The sequence below is a fragment of the Bacteroides timonensis genome, from assembly GCF_000513195.1.
Lineage (GTDB): Bacteria > Bacteroidota > Bacteroidia > Bacteroidales > Bacteroidaceae > Bacteroides > Bacteroides timonensis.
In genome coordinates this window covers 21,911-39,271 of the sequence record NZ_CBVI010000082.1, presented here as the reverse complement: position 1 = coordinate 39,271, position 17,361 = coordinate 21,911, and the positions used below count along the sequence as shown (strand labels likewise).

Annotated in this window: 16 protein-coding genes; 5 read left to right on the top strand and 11 right to left on the bottom strand. The window is 44.6% G+C overall.

Translation table 11 applies throughout. The features are described 5' to 3' along the window. Window positions 1-55 precede the first annotated feature (55 nt). Window positions 56-700, top strand: coding sequence for a hypothetical protein (locus BN161_RS15060; protein ID WP_044267626.1), 645 nt, complete (start codon window positions 56-58; stop codon window positions 698-700). A gap of 5 nt (window positions 701-705) precedes the next feature. Next, a complete protein-coding gene (locus BN161_RS15055) occupies window positions 706-1,155 on the top strand; it encodes a hypothetical protein (protein ID WP_044267624.1) in 450 nt (149 codons plus the stop codon). Between the two features lie 69 nt (window positions 1,156-1,224). On the opposite strand, the gene BN161_RS15050 is transcribed toward BN161_RS15055, so the two are convergent. From BN161_RS15050 to BN161_RS30130, 11 genes are all read right to left on the bottom strand, one after another. Further along, the gene (locus BN161_RS15050; RefSeq protein WP_025725744.1) at window positions 1,225-1,422 is read right to left on the bottom strand and encodes a DUF2007-related protein; all 198 of its coding nucleotides are present in this window, start codon (window positions 1,420-1,422) and stop codon (window positions 1,225-1,227) included. Between the two features lie 137 nt (window positions 1,423-1,559). Next, window positions 1,560-3,215: an AMP-binding protein gene (locus tag BN161_RS15045; protein ID WP_044267636.1), complete on the bottom strand. Its 1,656-nt coding sequence runs from the start codon at window positions 3,213-3,215 to the stop codon at window positions 1,560-1,562. A 49-nt stretch (window positions 3,216-3,264) separates the two neighbouring features. Continuing rightward, window positions 3,265-3,819, bottom strand: a complete 555-nt coding sequence (locus BN161_RS15040; RefSeq protein WP_007210581.1) for a helix-turn-helix domain-containing protein — start codon at window positions 3,817-3,819, stop codon at window positions 3,265-3,267. Window positions 3,820-3,852: 33 nt separating this feature from the next. Continuing rightward, on the bottom strand, window positions 3,853-4,629 hold the full coding sequence (gene proC / locus BN161_RS15035; protein ID WP_025725745.1) for a pyrroline-5-carboxylate reductase: 777 nt from the start codon (window positions 4,627-4,629) through the stop codon (window positions 3,853-3,855). A gap of 173 nt (window positions 4,630-4,802) precedes the next feature. Continuing rightward, complete coding sequence (locus BN161_RS15030; protein WP_044267622.1) at window positions 4,803-5,924, bottom strand: aspartate aminotransferase family protein; 1,122 nt, start codon at window positions 5,922-5,924, stop codon at window positions 4,803-4,805. A gap of 26 nt (window positions 5,925-5,950) precedes the next feature. Next, entirely contained in the window at window positions 5,951-6,919 is a 969-nt protein-coding gene (gene argC / locus BN161_RS15025) for an N-acetyl-gamma-glutamyl-phosphate reductase (protein WP_044267620.1), read from the bottom strand. 21 nt (window positions 6,920-6,940) lie between these two features. Then, window positions 6,941-7,153 (bottom strand): PspC domain-containing protein, encoded by a 213-nt coding sequence (locus tag BN161_RS15020; RefSeq protein WP_044267634.1) that lies wholly within the window; start codon window positions 7,151-7,153, stop codon window positions 6,941-6,943. 103 nt (window positions 7,154-7,256) lie between these two features. Next, complete coding sequence (locus BN161_RS15015; protein WP_022394330.1) at window positions 7,257-8,462, bottom strand: argininosuccinate synthase; 1,206 nt, start codon at window positions 8,460-8,462, stop codon at window positions 7,257-7,259. A 12-nt stretch (window positions 8,463-8,474) separates the two neighbouring features. After that, window positions 8,475-9,032 carry a GNAT family N-acetyltransferase gene (locus BN161_RS15010; RefSeq protein ID WP_044267617.1) on the bottom strand — a complete coding sequence of 186 codons (558 nt, stop codon included), beginning with the start codon at window positions 9,030-9,032 and terminating at the stop codon, window positions 8,475-8,477. Window positions 9,033-9,124: 92 nt separating this feature from the next. Continuing rightward, window positions 9,125-9,598: an arginine repressor gene (gene argR / locus BN161_RS15005; protein ID WP_044267614.1), complete on the bottom strand. Its 474-nt coding sequence runs from the start codon at window positions 9,596-9,598 to the stop codon at window positions 9,125-9,127. Between the two features lie 925 nt (window positions 9,599-10,523). Next, the gene (locus BN161_RS30130; RefSeq protein ID WP_044267612.1) at window positions 10,524-10,763 is read right to left on the bottom strand and encodes a hypothetical protein; all 240 of its coding nucleotides are present in this window, start codon (window positions 10,761-10,763) and stop codon (window positions 10,524-10,526) included. 716 nt (window positions 10,764-11,479) lie between these two features. On the opposite strand from BN161_RS30130, the gene BN161_RS14990 reads away from it, so the two are divergent. The 3 genes from BN161_RS14990 to BN161_RS14980 all read left to right on the top strand — a co-directional run bounded on the left by BN161_RS14990 (window position 11,480) and on the right by BN161_RS14980 (window position 17,230). After that, a complete protein-coding gene (locus BN161_RS14990; RefSeq protein WP_044267608.1) occupies window positions 11,480-11,704 on the top strand; it encodes a hypothetical protein in 225 nt (74 codons plus the stop codon). A 157-nt stretch (window positions 11,705-11,861) separates the two neighbouring features. Further along, entirely contained in the window at window positions 11,862-14,393 is a 2,532-nt protein-coding gene (locus BN161_RS14985) for a glycoside hydrolase family 88 protein (RefSeq protein ID WP_044267605.1), read from the top strand. A gap of 8 nt (window positions 14,394-14,401) precedes the next feature. Continuing rightward, complete coding sequence (locus tag BN161_RS14980; protein WP_044267602.1) at window positions 14,402-17,230, top strand: alpha-L-rhamnosidase; 2,829 nt, start codon at window positions 14,402-14,404, stop codon at window positions 17,228-17,230. Window positions 17,231-17,361: the final 131 nt, after the last annotated feature.

The following is a 17,361-nucleotide window of genomic DNA, read 5'->3' as shown; positions in this document are numbered from 1 at the left end:
GTGCAGTACTTTTCATTTTTTTGCATTTAATAGAAAAAACGCTATACAAATCATTATGAAGTACTTGCTTTCTTTCCTTGTAGGGGTGTTATTAACTACCTCTCTGTATGCCCAAAGTGCAGGTGATAAAAGGTCCTCTTTTTCTGTTCATGCCGGACCGTCATGGTATTTGGGACAATTGATGGGAATTACCGACAGATCGGATGCCTATCGCAGTGATTTACGAAAAGGAGTGGCTTGGGATGTCAGCTATCTGGCACAAGTTGCCGGACGGAAGTTGAAGTTTGGGGTGGGAGCTCTGTATCAGGGAAGTTCCTATAAGAATACGCACGATGCCGGGGCGGACAAGATTCTGATGCACTACATGGCTCCGCAGGTATCTTTGACGATGGTGAAGAAGCATTATCAGCTTCAGTTGGCAGGTGGAATAGGCTATCAGTTCTATAAGGATAAGAGTAAGGTGTATGGCAAGCCGCGGAATGTTTCGATGGATAAACTTGCAGGTAACCTGGCCCTCTCGGGCGAGTATTTCCTGACGAGCCATTGGGGAGCTTCGGCCCGCCTGAACTGGCTGGCATCCAGTTCGGAAACTTACTCGGTGAAGTATCACGATGAGAAGTGGAATGTGGAAAATCCGAAAACCGGTACCGGTTATTTCGGTCAGTTATCTTTAGTCTTCGGTTTAAATTATCATTTTTGAGCGTTATGAAAAAGTTGTTATTTCTGTTCCTGCTGGTTCTCTGTTGTGCCTGCGAGGAAGATAAGTCGGCGGACCCGACACTGATGCCCGAAGCTACGACGACGGGGCAAAATACGTTAGGTTGTTTGATAGACGGCTGGGTGTATGCTTCCGGGCGGTTTGGAAAGCCGGATGTCAGTACTTACGATGAAGAAGGTAACCACTATGTTACGATTGCTGCGGAAGTCGGTGTTTTCAGCTCTCTGCATTTTACGCTTGTGAATCCACGGCAGGGGGCTGTCTGTACTTATATCAATGCCAGTTTTGATGGTGAAAAACTGGAAAATGGCGAGGCGTATATCACCCGTATGAACGGAACGATTATCAGTGGAATGTTCAGTGGTGGGAATGTAACAGAGGGACGCTTTGATATAAGATATAGTGAAGAGTCCGAAGGAGGAGAAGTTATCTATTAATAAAAAAACTGCCCGTTCGGAATTATCTTCCGGCGGGCAGCCTTTTTTCACTTCGTTTTCTTTTCAGTCTTATAAAGCCTTTCGGTTACTGATAACCCGCATGGCGGCAGTGTACTGCTGACAAGGCACAGACACGTGAATGCCATTACCTTTGTCCTCTGTTGAAGCGGTGATGTAAGCTGACTTCAGCAATTGCTTCACACTTTCCACTTCCCAGGGGCTACCTGCGAAAACGTTAATCTGAGAAATCTTTCTACTTGTAATCATGTGCTTTAAACTTTTTAGTTGTACTTTCCGGTCGCAAATGTAAGTGGTTTGCGGGAAACCGAATAGCTCAAATCGATCAAAAAGTAACATAAAAACTGCAAACGATTTAGAAGTAGCTTATTCCTCATGTTTTTTTCTTATTTCGTATCGTTCTTCCGGATTTCCACACGACGGATCTTTCCACTGATGGTTTTCGGCAGTTCGTCTACAAATTCAATCACACGTGGATATTTGTAAGGGGCTGTCACTTTCTTCACATGATTTTGCAATTCCTTGATAAGTGCTTCTCCCTCTTTCCCTTTATATTCTTTAGCCAGTACGATGGTAGCTTTCACTACCTGACCGCGGATTTCATCAGGTACGCCTGTGATGGCACATTCTATTACAGCAGGGTGTGTCATCAGAGCACTTTCCACTTCGAAGGGGCCGATACGGTAACCGGAACTCTTGATCACATCGTCGGCACGGCCTACAAACCAGAGATAGCCGTCCTCATCTTTCCAGGCAACGTCTCCCGTATAGTAGATATCGTTGTTCCAGGCTTCGTGTGTACGTTCCGGATCGCGGTAATACTCTTTGAACAATCCCAGTGGTTTACCCTTGTCTGTACGGATTACGATTTGTCCCTGTTCACCGGCTTCTACGGAACGGCCGTCATTGTCTATCAGGTCTACATCGTATTGTGGATTAGGCAATCCCATACTTCCTGGTTTCGGTTCCATCCAAGGCATAGTAGCGATGGTCAGTGTGGTTTCTGTCTGTCCGAATCCTTCCATCAGTTTGATGCCTGTCAGTTTCTTGAAGGTCTCAAATACGGCAGGGTTCAGAGCTTCGCCGGCAATGGTGCAATATTGCAGTGATGAGAGATCGTACTTTGTCAGATCTTCGTGAATGAGGAAACGGAAGATGGTGGGAGGTGCGCAGAGGGAAGTTACATGATAATCCTGTATCTTCTCCAGGATGGCGGCAGGGGTGAATTTCTCGTGATCATACACAAATATATTTGCTCCGGCAATCCATTGCCCGTAAAGTTTGCCCCATACAGCTTTTCCCCAGCCGGTATCGGCGATGGTGAGATGCAGGCTGTTTTCCGTCAGGTTGTGCCAGAAACTACCGGTAACGATATGTCCCAACGGATATGTAAAGTCGTGGGCAACCATTTTCGGTTCACCGGTGGTTCCGCTGGTGAAGTACATCAGTGAGATATCTTCATTCGTATTCGGATGTTCCGGCTTCACGAAAGGAACGGCATTCTCGATTCCCTTATGGAAATCATCGAATCCTTCAGCTACTTCGGGACCTACACTGACGAGCTTCTTCACGCTGGGGGAATCCGGCATGGCAGCTACAATATGATCCGTGATAACCGATTCTCCTGCACAAACAATCATCTTGATGTCCGCAGCGTTACAGCGGTACACGATATCTTTCTTTGTCAGCAAGTGAGTGGCGGGAATGACGACGGCACCGAGTTTATGTAAAGCTATGGTACTGTACCAGAATTCAAAGCGGCGTTTCAATATCAACATTACCATGTCACCATGGCCGATGCCGAGGCTTTGGAAATACGAGGCGGTCATGTCCGTATAACGTTTCATGTCGGCAAACGTAAATTGCCGATGTTCACCCTTATCATTAGTCCATAACAATGCAGATTTGTCAGGTTGTTCGGCAGCCCAGGCGTCTACTACATCGTATCCGAAGTTGAAGTTTTCCGGTACGTTTATTTTAAAGTTTTTGATAAAGTCCTCTTGTGTAGTGAAAGAGGTTTGTGATAAAAATCTTTCTACCATAATTATAGGAATTAAGAATGAGAGATTCTCTTCATTCTCCATTTAGTTGTTACATGATAATTGCCAGGAATCGTACCGTTTTTCCATCCAGTGCTTTCATGCCATGCGGCAATTTTGAATTGAAGTACAGGCTGTCCCCTTCGTTTAGTATAAGCTCTTTGCCATCGATGTTAACCATCATGCGCCCTTCGAGCACAAGACTGAATTCTTGTCCGGCGTGGCTGTTGTAATGTATCGGTTCATCGTCCGGTTTAGGTTCAACGGTTACAATGAACGGATCTACGCTACGGTTCATGAAACCGGAAGCGAGGGCTTGGTATTTGTAGGCTTTGGTACGTTCGATGCTGACGCCTTTTCCGGCACGAGTCAGGAAGTAGCTGCTCATTTTAGGTTCTTCACCAAACATCAGTGCGTCCAATGAAACTCCGTATCTGCGTGCAATCTTTTGCAACATACTTACAGAGATATCAAAATCTCCCGTTTCGGCAAGGCGGTAGTCGTAAGGAGAGATGTCACATTCACGGGCAATGTCTTCAGCGGTCAGCTCCAGTACATCACGAAGCCCGCGAAGGCGTTCTGCTATTTGCTTAATTTGTTCGTCCATGTGGTTGTTTATTTAATGAATTAATTGTTAGTCTTATTGCTTACTCGCTTTGATAGCATTGATGATGGCGGATGTATAACCGTCATGTTCCAGTTCATTGATACCTTTGATGGTAATACCGCCGGGAGTACATACTTTATCGATTTCTACGCTGGGATGCGTATCATTATTCAGTATCAGTTCGGCTGCTCCCTTTACGGATTGAGCCACCATTCTCATAGCATCTTTGGGATAAACCCCCATTTCTATACCGGCTTGCATGGCAGCCTGGATGTATTTCAGCACATAAGCGATTCCGCAGGAAGCCATGGAAGTGCAGGCTGCGAATTTTTCCTCGGGGATCAGCATGGCAAGTCCCATCTGATTGAAAATATCCAGCATCAATTGTTCTTGTTCTTTGGTCGCATTACGACTGGCAATCAGTGTCATACTTTCCATCTCGCTGATGGCGGTGTTAGGAATAATGCGGAACATGGTCATTTCCGGTTCGGGTACGTAGTGAGCCAGCTCTTCAAAGTTGATGCCTGCAGCAACAGAAATGATAATTTGTTTGCTTTTCAATTTCAGTTCGCGCAGCACACCTTTGATAAGCCACGGTTTCACTGCGAGTATGATGAATTCGGCGCCGATGATGGCTTCCTGATTGTCATGGGTGATTTGTAAAGCAGGAAACTCCGCTTGCAGTTCATCCAACTTTCCTTGTGAGGGATTAGACACTATGATATCCGAGGCGGGGATAATACTTCCCTTTGCCAATCCACGGGCTATAGAGCCGCCCATGTTTCCTGCTCCGATAATTGCTGTTCTCATATCATTCTGTTATTAAAAGGGTTGTCGATGGGCAAAGGTAGATATTTTTTCTACCTTTCTAACCTAATTGATGTAAAAAAAGTGCTTGTGTATTTAAACAACAGGCAGCCTTAAGAAACGTTGAAACGCTTGAAGGCTGCCTGTTTATTGCTGATTATGTTATCAAATATACTTTAAAGTACTTTTCTGAAACGTTCGAGGAAGAGATTAGCTTCTTCCATGCTGAGGCAGAGGGGTGGAAGCAGGCGGAGTACATTTGTACCGCTGACACCGGTAAATACATGTTGTTCTTTCAACAGTTTCAGACGAAGTTCCTTTATTGGTTCTTCAAATTCAAGACCGATCATCAGACCACGTCCGCGAACTTCTTTGATCTGCGGGAACTTCTTCAACTCCGTCATCAGATACTCACCGACCTTGGCTGCATTTTCAACCAGATTCTCCTGACCTATTACGTCCAAGACAGCAAGCGCTGCGCTGCATGCCAGATGATTACCGCCGAAAGTAGTGCCCAACTGTCCGTAAACCGGAGTGAACATCGGACTGATAAGTACACCGGCCATCGGGAAACCGTTACCGATGCCTTTGGCTACAGTGATAATATCTGCTTTGATACCGTTATATTGATGAGCGAAGAACTTACCGCTGCGGCCATAACCGCTTTGAATTTCGTCCAGAACCAATATCGTATTATGAGCTGTACAAGCTTCACGCAAAGCCTGCATGAATTCATCTGTCGGCAATTGAATACCACCCACACCTTGAATCCCTTCGATAATCACTGCGCAAACATCACCTTTTGCCAGTTCGTTTTTCATAGCTTCAATATCGTTCAGCGGAAGGTAAGTGACATGTCCGCAGTCATTAATAGGAGCTATGATTTTGGGATTATTAGTCACTTCCACGGCAAGTGAAGTACGTCCGTGGAATGCCTTGTTGAAGGAAACCACACGTGTACGTCCGTTGTAGAACGAAGCGAGTTTCAAAGCATTTTCGTTGGCTTCTGCACCGCTGTTAATCAGGAATAAGGAGTAGTCATCATAACCACATGCTTTCCCCAGACGTTCAGCAACTTGTTCCTGTAGCTTGTTAATCACAGAGTTGGAATAAAATCCCAACGTGGCAACCTGGTTGCTGATCATCTCCACGTAATGCGGATGTGCATGACCGATGGAGATAACAGCATGTCCACCGTAGAGATCGAGGTACTCAGTACCGTTCTCGTCCCACACGTGGCAGCCTTTTCCCTTGACAATGTTGATGTCAAAAAGGGGATATACGTCGAATAAGTTCATTTCTTTAATTCTAAATTACAAATTATTTAGAAAGCGCTGGGCTTCAATCGTAAGCCGACGGTTTCTTCTAAATTGAACATCAGATTCATGTTGTGTACCGCCTGACCACTGGCACCTTTCAGCAGGTTATCGATGCAGGAGATGATAAGCAGCTTATCACCGTGCTTTTCCAAATGCAGAAGACATTTGTTGGTGTTCACTACTTGTTTCAGGTCGATGTTCTTTTCTACGATATGCACGAAAGAGTCTTTGGCGTAATATTCTTCGTACATACGGACTATTTCATCCAGTGCAACTTTAGTTTTTACTACGATGGTAGCGAAAATACCACGTGCGAAATCACCGCGGTAAGGGATAAAGTCAATATCCGCATCAAAACTGTTCTGCAATTGCTTCAGAGATTGCTTGATTTCGGGTACATGCTGGTGATCGAATGCTTTGTAAACACTCATGTTGTTGTTACGCCAACTGAAGTGACTGGTTGATCCCGGTTTTACACCTGCTCCGGTGGAACCTGTAATGGCATTCACCATGATGTCATTGTTCAGCATCAGATGTTTGGCAAGGGGGAGCAATCCCAATTGGATACAAGTGGCAAAGCAACCCGGATTAGCCACATGCTTTGCTTTGCAGGTAGCGCGACGGTTCAATTCCGGCAAACCGTAAATAAAGTCATGTTCCGGAGAAGCGATGCGGTAGTCCATAGAAAGGTCGATAATCTTCAACTCCTCGGGAAGGTTGTGACTCTCCATGAACTTCTTCGTGTCGCCATGGGCGGTACAGAAGAATAACACGTCAATTTCGTCCAAAGGTAACTCGTCGGTGAAGACAAGGTCCGTTTCGCCGTACAATCCTTCATGTACGTCGGTAATTTTGTTTCCGGCGTTACTTGAGCTGTTGATGAATACGATTTCCGCTTCCGGATGATTGATCAGCAAACGAATTAATTCACCTGCCGTATATCCGGCTCCGCCGATGATTCCTACTTTAATCATGTTAGTTTATACTATATTCTTTTATCTGTTATACAAGTTCTTTTCCTCAGGAACAATAAGCCACATTATAAGGTATACGGGGATACCGGCAAATACGGTAAAAAGCGTCAATAACGCATAGCCGATACGTACGAGTGAAGGGTCGAGTCCGAAATAAGCTGCCAATCCTCCGCAGACGCCGGCAAGCATTCTGTCGCTGCGTGAGCGAGTAAGTTTTTTGTTATTATTATCCATAAATTCTTTTTTTAATGAAGAATGATGAATGAAGAATTTTGCTGCGCTGTGCAAGTATGCCGCATGGCAATTCTTCATTCTTTATTTTTAGTTCTTCATTTCATTAAATTTCTTCGTCTTTATGATTGTTATAATATACTCTCAGTGGAGTAGAAGTAACCTTGATGAAACCTTTCGCATCTTCTGCTGTCCAGCCTTTTTGCATTTCACCATATTCGCCGAACTTCGTTTTCACAAGGTCGTCTTCTGATTCTACACCTACCGTAGAGAAAGATAATGGGCGAAGTTCCAGAATAGCCGTACCGTTTACATTACGCTGGCTTTCCTGTAGCATGGCTTCGATGTCACGCATTACCGGTTCCAGATACTGGCTTTCGTGCAGGAACATACCGTACCAATTGGCAACCTGGTCTTTCCAGTATTGCTGCCATTTACTCAGTGTATATTTTTCCAGAAATTTATGTGCACCGATAATCAGCATCGGAGCAGCAGCTTCGAAACCTACGCGGCCTTTGATACCGATAATTGTATCACCCACATGCATATCACGACCAATGCCGTAAGCGGCACCGATTTCTTCTACTTTCTGAATGGCTTTGATGGGATCATCAAATTTCTCATCGTTCACAGCTTTCAACTCACCTTTTTCGAAAGTAAGACGGAGTTGTTCGCTGCCTTCCTTTACACAGTGTTTCAGATAAGCGCTTTCGGGCAATCCTTGTGCGGAGTCCAGAATCTCACCACCGCAGATAGAGGTACCCCACAAACCTACATTATAAGAATATTTCAGTTTGGTGAAGTCTGCTGAGAAACCATGTTTGTTCAGATAATCGATTTCTTCCTGACGGCTCAATGCCATATCACGGGTCAGTGTGATGATTTCCACGCCCGGAGCCAATACAAGGAATGTCATGTCAAAACGAATCTGGTCGTTGCCTGCACCGGTAGAACCGTGAGCGATAGCATCTGCACCGATTTCGTTGGCATAGCGTGCGATAGCAAGTGCCTGGAAGATACGCTCGGAACTTACGGAAATAGGATAGGTACCATTACGCAGTACGTTACCAAATACCATGTATTTCAAGCTCTTTTCGTAATATTCCTGCGTCACGTCGATAGTGACATATTCTTTTGCGCCCAGTTTATAGGCGTTTTCTTCGTTTGTTTTCAGTTGTTCGGGGCTGAAACCACCGGTGTTTGCACAAGCTGCATACACTTCATACCCTTTTTCCTTGGCAAGGTACATTACCGTAAATGAAGTATCAAGACCGCCGCTGAATGCGACTACTACTTTTTTCTTATCTTCCATATCCTTTGTTATTTAAATTTTATCATCTTCATGCAGATCCGGGTCGTAGAGCATTGCTGTGCAGATGCAGAATTTGCGGTTCTTGGCTACTAATATATCATGGTTGATGCAGCCTTCGCAGCCTTTCCAGAAGGATTCGTCATCAGTCAGTTCATTGAAAGTAACGGGAACGTATCCCAGTTCCGTATTCATTTTCATGACGGCGGCTCCGCTAGTGAGACTGAATACTTTGGCGTTGGGCCATCGCAAGCGTGCCAGGCGGAAAGATGCCATTTTGATACGCTTAGCCAATCCAATACCGCGAAAGTCGGGATGCACAATCAAACCGGAAGTCGCAACGTATTGTTTGTTTCCCCAACTCTCGATGTAGCTGAAGCCTGCAAACACGTCTCCGCATAAGGCGATGATGGCTTTTCCTTCTTTCATTTTTGTCGCCACATATTCGTGTGTGCGTTCTGCGATGCCCGTTCCACGTACTTTGGCCGCTTCTCTGATGGTATCCAAAATCTTATCCACATAAACTTCGTGAGAGGCGTCAGCCACCATCACGTCCACTTTTTTGGTATCCATTTCTTATTAATTAATAATTTTGAATGAAGAATTTGACTACGCTGTGCAAGTATGCCGCATGGCAATTCTTCATTTTTAGTTCTTCATTTATATTATTTAATGTTTGGAATGATTTGTGACAGAAATTCGCGTACTTCGCTATGCGAAGCGGCTTCATGCACTACCAACATGATGGTGTCGTCTCCGGCAATGGTGCCTAGAATGGCGGGACATTCGCGGTTGTCGATGTCGTAGGCCATACTGCTGGCATAGCCCGGTCGTGTACGGATAACGGCAATGTTACCTGAGAATTGCAGGGAAACGAATCCGCTGGTCATCAGCATTTCGCTGGCACTCTGGTCATTGGAACGTTTGTACATGATGTTGTTGGGTAATACATATACGTATTTCCCGTTCATGTTCGCCGCTTTGGCAACTTTCAGTTGTTTCAAGTCGCGGGAGAGAGTGGCTTGTGTCAGTTCAAAGCCTTCTTTGCTCAGAGCTTGCAGCAGTTCTTCCTGAGAACTGACATCCTTGCTTGAGATAATCATCTTGATAGCGTCTAACCGATTGGCTTTTTTCTTCATTGTTTTGTATAATTATTCTAAGAATGGCGCAAAAATAGAGATAATTTTGGAAGGAATATGCATTAATGAGAGAATTTTTGTACTTTTTATACTATGAATGCTATGTTTTATGCATAAATCGGAGAATATATGCAAATACGACGAGGGGATTGAAGGTGGAGTAAGTTGTACCCGGGATGCACCTGCTCCGTATCTGAGCCGTACTTAGGGCTGGGCCTTTCAACTTCTCATTTATATGCCACTATCTTAATGGTAATGAAATGTCTTTTTTGTGAACTTAAGGATACTGTTTTGTGAGTTTTACTAACAGACGTTTGGAACAGAACTCTTCTTCCAGCGCGATGAATCTTCTTTTTTCTTGAAATGAATCATTTGTTTAAGGCAAATACATGGTCTGTTTGCTCCGAATAGATGATGCATTTGCCCGAAACTAATGATGTAATTTGCAAGATGGCTACACCTTTTGAAACAAAAGGTGTAGCCATCTTGTTAAAAGGGTGATACCATTCGTGCGAAAGGGTGTAGCCTTCATCTAAAATCTGCTTATTCTACTCTGGTTGACCGCTAAGTTTGATCATCTGTGTTTTTGCTTTTTGTTGCCGTTTGGCTTGAATTGAAATCGTTTTAATGTGTGAGGGAGGTGTAGGGTTTCATGTTGTTTCTTTGCGGAACAAATAGGTGTTTGTATGTATTTTCATAAAACGAAATCCTTGCGATTTTCTATTTAGCCTTCTCGTGTGGATTGAAAGAAAACATTCTCGCACAGTAGGATTATCAATTTGTCAGATTGATAGTTCGCATCACTTAGTTTTATCTTTACTGGTAAAGAACCGTGTTACGGTTTCTTGCGACAGTTGGATAGTTAGGGAATACTTATATTTTAGCTATTATACTTAATATTTTTAGTATAAGTAAGTGTTCATAATTAGTTCACATAATAATAGGTAATTATCATTTTATAATACGAATTAATTTTGATTGAGTACTTAATATTAATGTTTGTAGGATTATCTCCTTTGGCTCTTTCTAAAGTAATATCTGCTATTTCTATACTTTCTCCTAAAAGGGATCTTATTTCATCAGGGATTATGCTGTTTTCAAATGGAGATAATATGATACGGAATTCGTCCTGGAAACCAGAATTTATAGATATTGAAATATCCATTTACGCTATACATTAACTTGAATCGTGCAGTCTTTTTTATTGTGTAGCTTTTCTAACTGAGACATCTTTCTATCTCTCAGTTTGTTCATAAAGTCAATGAGAGCTTTAGAGGGTTTCTTGATAACTAATGCTTTTGGGTTATGAGTGGAAGTTGACATGTTAAAAATGTATATGCAACCTACAATAAGGCCATAATTATTTTGCAAATATAGCGAATTTCTTTTTGAAGTATTGCTTGATGACTAAATGAATAGGGTGCATTAACTGTCTTTAGCATACTGTTTTACGATACTTATATCGCATTATTCCGGTTGAGAACATTCATTATTTATAAAACGTTGGTGAGTTGTTTTTTCTATCATAATGAGCTAAATGATAATTGCCATGTCTTATGATATTTATTCCAGTATTTTGTGTATCTTTGTTGCATATTTCTTCAGTAGTGAAGAGATGTATTTTGTGATTTGGAGATCATTTTATTATTCGTACTTTCGGAAATCTGGTAAATTTTTAAATAAGAGCGGATAATGAGTGAAGGTCTCCACGTCCGGATTGCATATAACTTTGTTATATACATTTTGTGGCGTGGGGCTATTGCTTATTATTTTCTTACCGGTTTACCAGAGCCTCGAAAGTGGATAATATGTTAATAGTTCCCATGCCACTTTTATTATAGAGGTATAGGGGCGACATCAACCTTTAAAACTTATAACACGATGGATGAACCTTTTACTTGTACTTGCCAAATGAAAACCGACTTAGAAAACTCAGCCGATGTATTTTCCTTTTTTAAAGAGAACTACCCTTTACCCGGTATTGTTGATAATCTTAATAAACTTTCCAATAAAGAGTTACGCTGTGCCTGTTGCTTGATGGGGGCTGCTTTACTTAGTATCTCCCGAAAGAAAACGATTTGGGGCTGGCTGAAGATAAAGGAATAGATAATACCAATTCTGTTTTTGTGAAACGACAAAAGCAATAAGAAAACTATCAAAATATAAAGAAGGGGTTTCGGTGGAAACCCCTATTTTTGTGCCGTCAGGTATTGGCATGTTCTATAAAATAATCTATGTGAATCTATAAAACTATTAAAGGCACATGAAAAAGCTTCTTGGATTTTCTATTTTTCTGGTATTCGTTTTGATTGCTTCTCTTACGGCAGAAGCAAAGGTGACACTTCCTGCTATTTTTTCAGACAATATGGTATTACAGCAAAACACACAGGTGAATGTGTGGGGGAAAGCTGCGCCTGGAGAAAAAGTAATGGTTAAAGCATCATGGCTGGATAAAGCTGTGACTGCCAAGGCTGCGGCCAATGGTAAATGGACCGTGAAACTGAAGACACCGAAGGCAACAACCAACCAGTCCGTTACGGTGAGCGGTGAAAATGAGATTACCATTAATAATGTATTAATAGGTGAAGTCTGGCTTTGTACGGGACAGAGTAATATGGAGTTCCCAGTATCGCGCCATCCGGATGTGAAGTGGAATACCGGAATGCTGAATGAAGCGGAAGAACTGAAGGATGCCGATTATCCGGAAATCCGCCTGTTTCATGTGAAACACCAGTTGGCGCACGAGGGTGAGTTGGACGACTGTGAAGGGGAATGGTTGGTCTGCAATCCGAAGAACCTGTATGACTTTTCGGCTGTGGGCTTTGTTTTCGGACGTAAGTTATATAAAGAACTGAAGATGCCCGTAGGGTTGATTCAGTCTACCTGGGGCGGAACACATGCGGAGTCATGGACAAAGCTGGATGTAATGAAGAAAAATCCGCTTTACGCCGATGTCCTGAAAGACTTTGCATTGGAAGGCGTGAAGCAACAGAAAAATTATTGTAAAGTACCCGCAACATTGTGGAATGGTATGATACATCCCATTCTGGGATATACGATAAAAGGAAATATCTGGTATCAGGGAGAGTCAAACTCTATCCGTGCCGATAAATACCAGCAGGTATTCACCAATATGATAAACAGTTGGCGTAAAGAATGGAAGCAGCCGGATATGCCATTCTACTTTGTGCAGATAGCTCCGCACTACGGACAGCCGGCCACTATCCGCGAAGCGCAACTCCGGACTTGGCAAAGCGGACTCAAGAATGTGGGTATGGCAGTAATCACTGATGCGGGCGACTCGCTCGATATCCATCCCCGCAATAAAACAGTGACGGGTGAACGCCTGGCCGCCTGGGCATTGGCCAAGCAATATGGTAAGGACGTGACTTATTCCGGCCCGTTGTTCAAGACAATGAAGGTGGAAGGGAATAAAGCCGTGTTGAGCTTTGACTATGCTGACGACGGACTGATGACTCCGGACAATGAACCGGTGAAAGGCTTTATCATCGCCGGTGAAGATCACCGCTTTTATCCGGCTACAGCCGTAATCAAGGGAGGCAAACTGGAAGTTTCCGCTCCGCAGGTTTCCGTGCCGGTAGCTGTGCGTTATGCATATTGCAATTTCTTCCGCGTGAATCTTTATAATAAAGCCGGATTCCCGGCTACTCCTTTCCGTACAGATACGTGGGAGCCGGATTCGTATGCCCGTTGGTTTGCCGATTCGGAAATGGTACGTTTTCCGAAAGCCTATCAGTTGGATCATGGGAAGCGTCTGTTCTTTGGATATGCGCAGGGTGTAGGCTGCTGTGCGATGTTGCAAATGTGGAAGAAGACAGGAGAGCGCCGTTATTTCGACTATGTGGAGCAATGGGCGGATTCACTGATTAATGATAAAGGAGAAATCCATTTGTATCATGTGGAAACATACAACCTCGATTATATAAATTCAGGTAAGGTTTTGTTCGATTTGTACCGTGAAACAGGCAAAGAGAAATATAAAATAGCAATGGATGCCCTGGTTAAGCAACTGAAAAACCATCCGCGCACATTGGAAGGTGCGTACTGGCATAAGCTGATCTATCAGCATCAGATTTGGCTGGATGGCTTATATATGGCATCTCCTTTCCTTGCACAATATGGTGCGGAGTTCAACAAACCCGAATGGATTGATGAGGCGGTAAAACAGTTTACGCTTTGCCAGAAACATACGTATGATGCCAAAACCGGGCTTTATCATCATGCCTGGGATGAAAGCAAGAGTCAGCGTTGGGCAGATCCGGAAACAGGACATTCGCCTAACTTCTGGGGACGGAGTATCGGATGGTGGTTCATGGCGATGGTGGATGCGTTGGATTTCATTCCCGAAAACCACGAAGGACGCGCCCGGATGATTGGCTGGATACAGGGACTGGCTGAGGTGCTGCCCGCTTATCAGGACAAAAATGGTCTGTGGTATCAGGTACTCGACCAGCCGAAACGGAAAGGAAACTTCCCGGAAGCATCTGTGACCACGCAATTCATGTATGCTTATGCAAAAGCTGTGAATAAAGGGTATATTGACCCGAAGTATCGTGCTGTGGCTGAGAAGGCTTTCAACGGATTGAAAAGTAAACTGATGGTAGAACGCCAGGATGGTACGCTGACACTGACACGTTGCTGCCAGGTGGGCGGCTTGGGCGGACATCCGTATCGCGATGGCAGCTTCGAATATTATATCGGTGAGAAGATGCGGGATAATGATGCAAAAGCAACAGGACCGTTTATTATGGGCTGTTTGGAGCTGAATAAATAGTATATATCATGAAAAAGAATTTATTGGCAATAATCTTTGCTTCTTTCTGTGCCGGAACCCTTTCCGCACAAAATATAGCGTGGCCTGAAGTAACTACGGAAGCTAAACCGGGTGCTCGCTGGTGGTGGATGGGGAGTGCGGTAGATGCGGCTAACCTGACCCGCAATCTGGAAGCATATTCCAAAGCCGGGATGGGCACGATGGAAGTTACTCCTATCTATGGGGTGCAGGGTAATGATGCAAACGAAATTCAGTTCCTGACTCCCGGGTGGATGCAAATGTTACACCATACGGAAAGTGAAGCTGCACGCCTGGGTATGAAGATTGATATGAACACAGGTACGGGCTGGCCTTTCGGTGGCCCGGAAGTGGGTATAGAAGATGCTGCCTGTAAATTGCTGATTGAAGAATATACACTGAAGGGTGGTGAACGCCTGAAAGAAAAGATAGAAGTGACGGATGAAAAACAACGTCCGTATGCCAAACTGTGTAAGCTGATGGCTTTCAGAGTGCTGACTGACGCTTCTACTTCGAAAGAACAAAAGGCTGTACGTTGCTATGACCTGACTTCGAAGATAGAGAACGGAAAGCTGGTATGGAAGGCTCCGAAAGGGGAGTGGCGGCTGATTGCCGCTTTCGTTGGTAAAACATTTCAGAAAGTGAAGCGTGCTGCTCCCGGCGGTGAAGGATATGTGATGAACCACTTTTCGGCAAAAGCAGTATCCAATTATCTGAACCGGTTTGAGCAGGCCTTCGCCGGAAAGGCGGCTGATGGTTCTGCCGGAACTCCAACAGAGTATCCGCATAATTTTTTCAATGACTCTTATGAAGTTTACGGTGCCGACTGGACGGACGACCTGTTTGAACAGTTTGCCCGCCGTCGTGGTTATAAACTGGAACACTTTCTTCCGGATTTCCTTTCGAAAGACCGGACAGAGACTACCCGTCGCATTATCTCCGATTATCGCGAAACTCTTGCCGAACTGCTTCAGGAGAACTTCACCCGCCAGTGGACGGACTGGGCGCACAAACATGGTTCACGTACCCGTAACCAGGCACACGGTTCTCCCGGTAATCTGATAGATCTTTATGCGACGGTCGACGTGCCCGAATGTGAGGGGTTCGGACTGTCCGACTTCGGTATCCGAGGCTTGCGTAAGGACTCGCTGACGCGCCCCAACGACTCTGATCTTTCCATGCTGAAATATGCTTCTTCGGCAGCGCATATTGCCGGAAAACCGTTCACTACTTCGGAGACATTCACCTGGCTGACAGAGCACTTCCGCACTTCACTTTCGCAGTGCAAGCCCGATATGGACCTGATGTTTATCTCGGGTGTGAATCACATGTATTTTCATGGAACCACTTACTCGCCCGCTGAGGCTGCCTGGCCGGGTTGGAAGTTCTATGCTTCCATTGATATGAGTCCTACGAATACTATTTGGCGGGATGCCCCTGTATTTTTCGATTATGTCACCCGTTGCCAGAGTTTCCTGCAAATGGGACAACCGGATAATGACTTCCTGGTTTATCTGCCTGTATACGATATGTGGGATGAACAGGACGGACGTCTGTTGCTTTTCGATATTCATAAGATGGCAAAACGTGCTCCCCGTTTTATAGAGGCGGTGCATCGTATTTATAGTGCGGGATATGATATGGATTATATTTCCGATAACTTCATCCGTAATGCCATGTGCCAGGACGGCAAGATATTGACTTCCGGTGGTGTCTCTTATAAAGCGCTGGTAGTTCCCGGTGCCCGCCTGATGCCTGCCGATGTACTGGAGAAACTGCTTCGTCTGGCAGATGAAGGTGCTACGATTGTCTTTCTGGAGCAATATCCGGAGGATGTGCCGGGGCTGAATACTTTGGAAGGACGCCGTACTGAGTTCAATAAGGCGCTGGCACAGATAAAGGAGCGGGAAGGAAAGGGACATATTCTCTTTGGAACAGACTATGCTCGTACACTGGCCGCCACTGCTGCTGTTCCCGAAGAGATGAAGACTACTTTCGGATTAAGCAGCATTCGTCGCTCGCATCCTGAAGGACACCACTATTTCATCTCTGCTTTGAAAACAGAAGATACCGAAAACTGGATACCTTTGGCTGTGCAGGCACGTTCGGCAATGCTTTATAATCCGATGAACGGAACCTCCGGTAAGGCACGGTTGCGCCAGAATAATGGCAGGACGGAAGTGTTCCTGCAATTGGTATCCGGTGAATCTGTTATCCTGAAGACGTTCGCGGACCAGGAAGTTTCTGCACCCGAATATGGATACTGGACGCCTGTAGTGCAGAACGATGTGAAGAATACGTCTCCGGTAACTTATTCTTTTACCGGTAAATGGGGATTCCGCTTTGTAGAGGCAAGCCCTGCGGTTGCTGCCACTCCGGACAGTGTGTCTCTTGGCTCATGGACGGAAATTCCTGCCGAAGGTGCAAAGAATGTGATGGGAGCTGCTTGCTATACCACTACGTTTACACTGAAGAGTCCTGCCGATGCCGGAGAGTGGATGCTCGACCTCGGGGATGTTCGTGAGAGTGCCCGTGTACGCATCAACGGACAGGCGGTAGCTACGCTTATTGCAGTTCCTTATCGTTGTTTGGTGGGCAAGTATCTTCGTCCGGGCGTGAATACATTGGAGGTGGAAGTTACCAATCTGCCCGCTAACCGTATTGCTGATATGGATCGGCGCGATGTTCCCTGGCGTATTTATAAGGATGCCAATATTGTGAATATCCATTATAAAAAGGATAATTATGGCAAATGGGAACCGGTCCCAAGCGGGTTACTGGGACCTGTGCACTTGATTCCTATGCAGATTTTGGAATAGTATTTATAATGCCCTTGAACAACACTTGTGTGGCATAAATGTAATGCAAGTGTTACGCAAATCAAACACTTGTGTGGTACAAGTGTAACGCTTGTGTTACACAAACGGTACATTAGTGTCACTTCAAACTA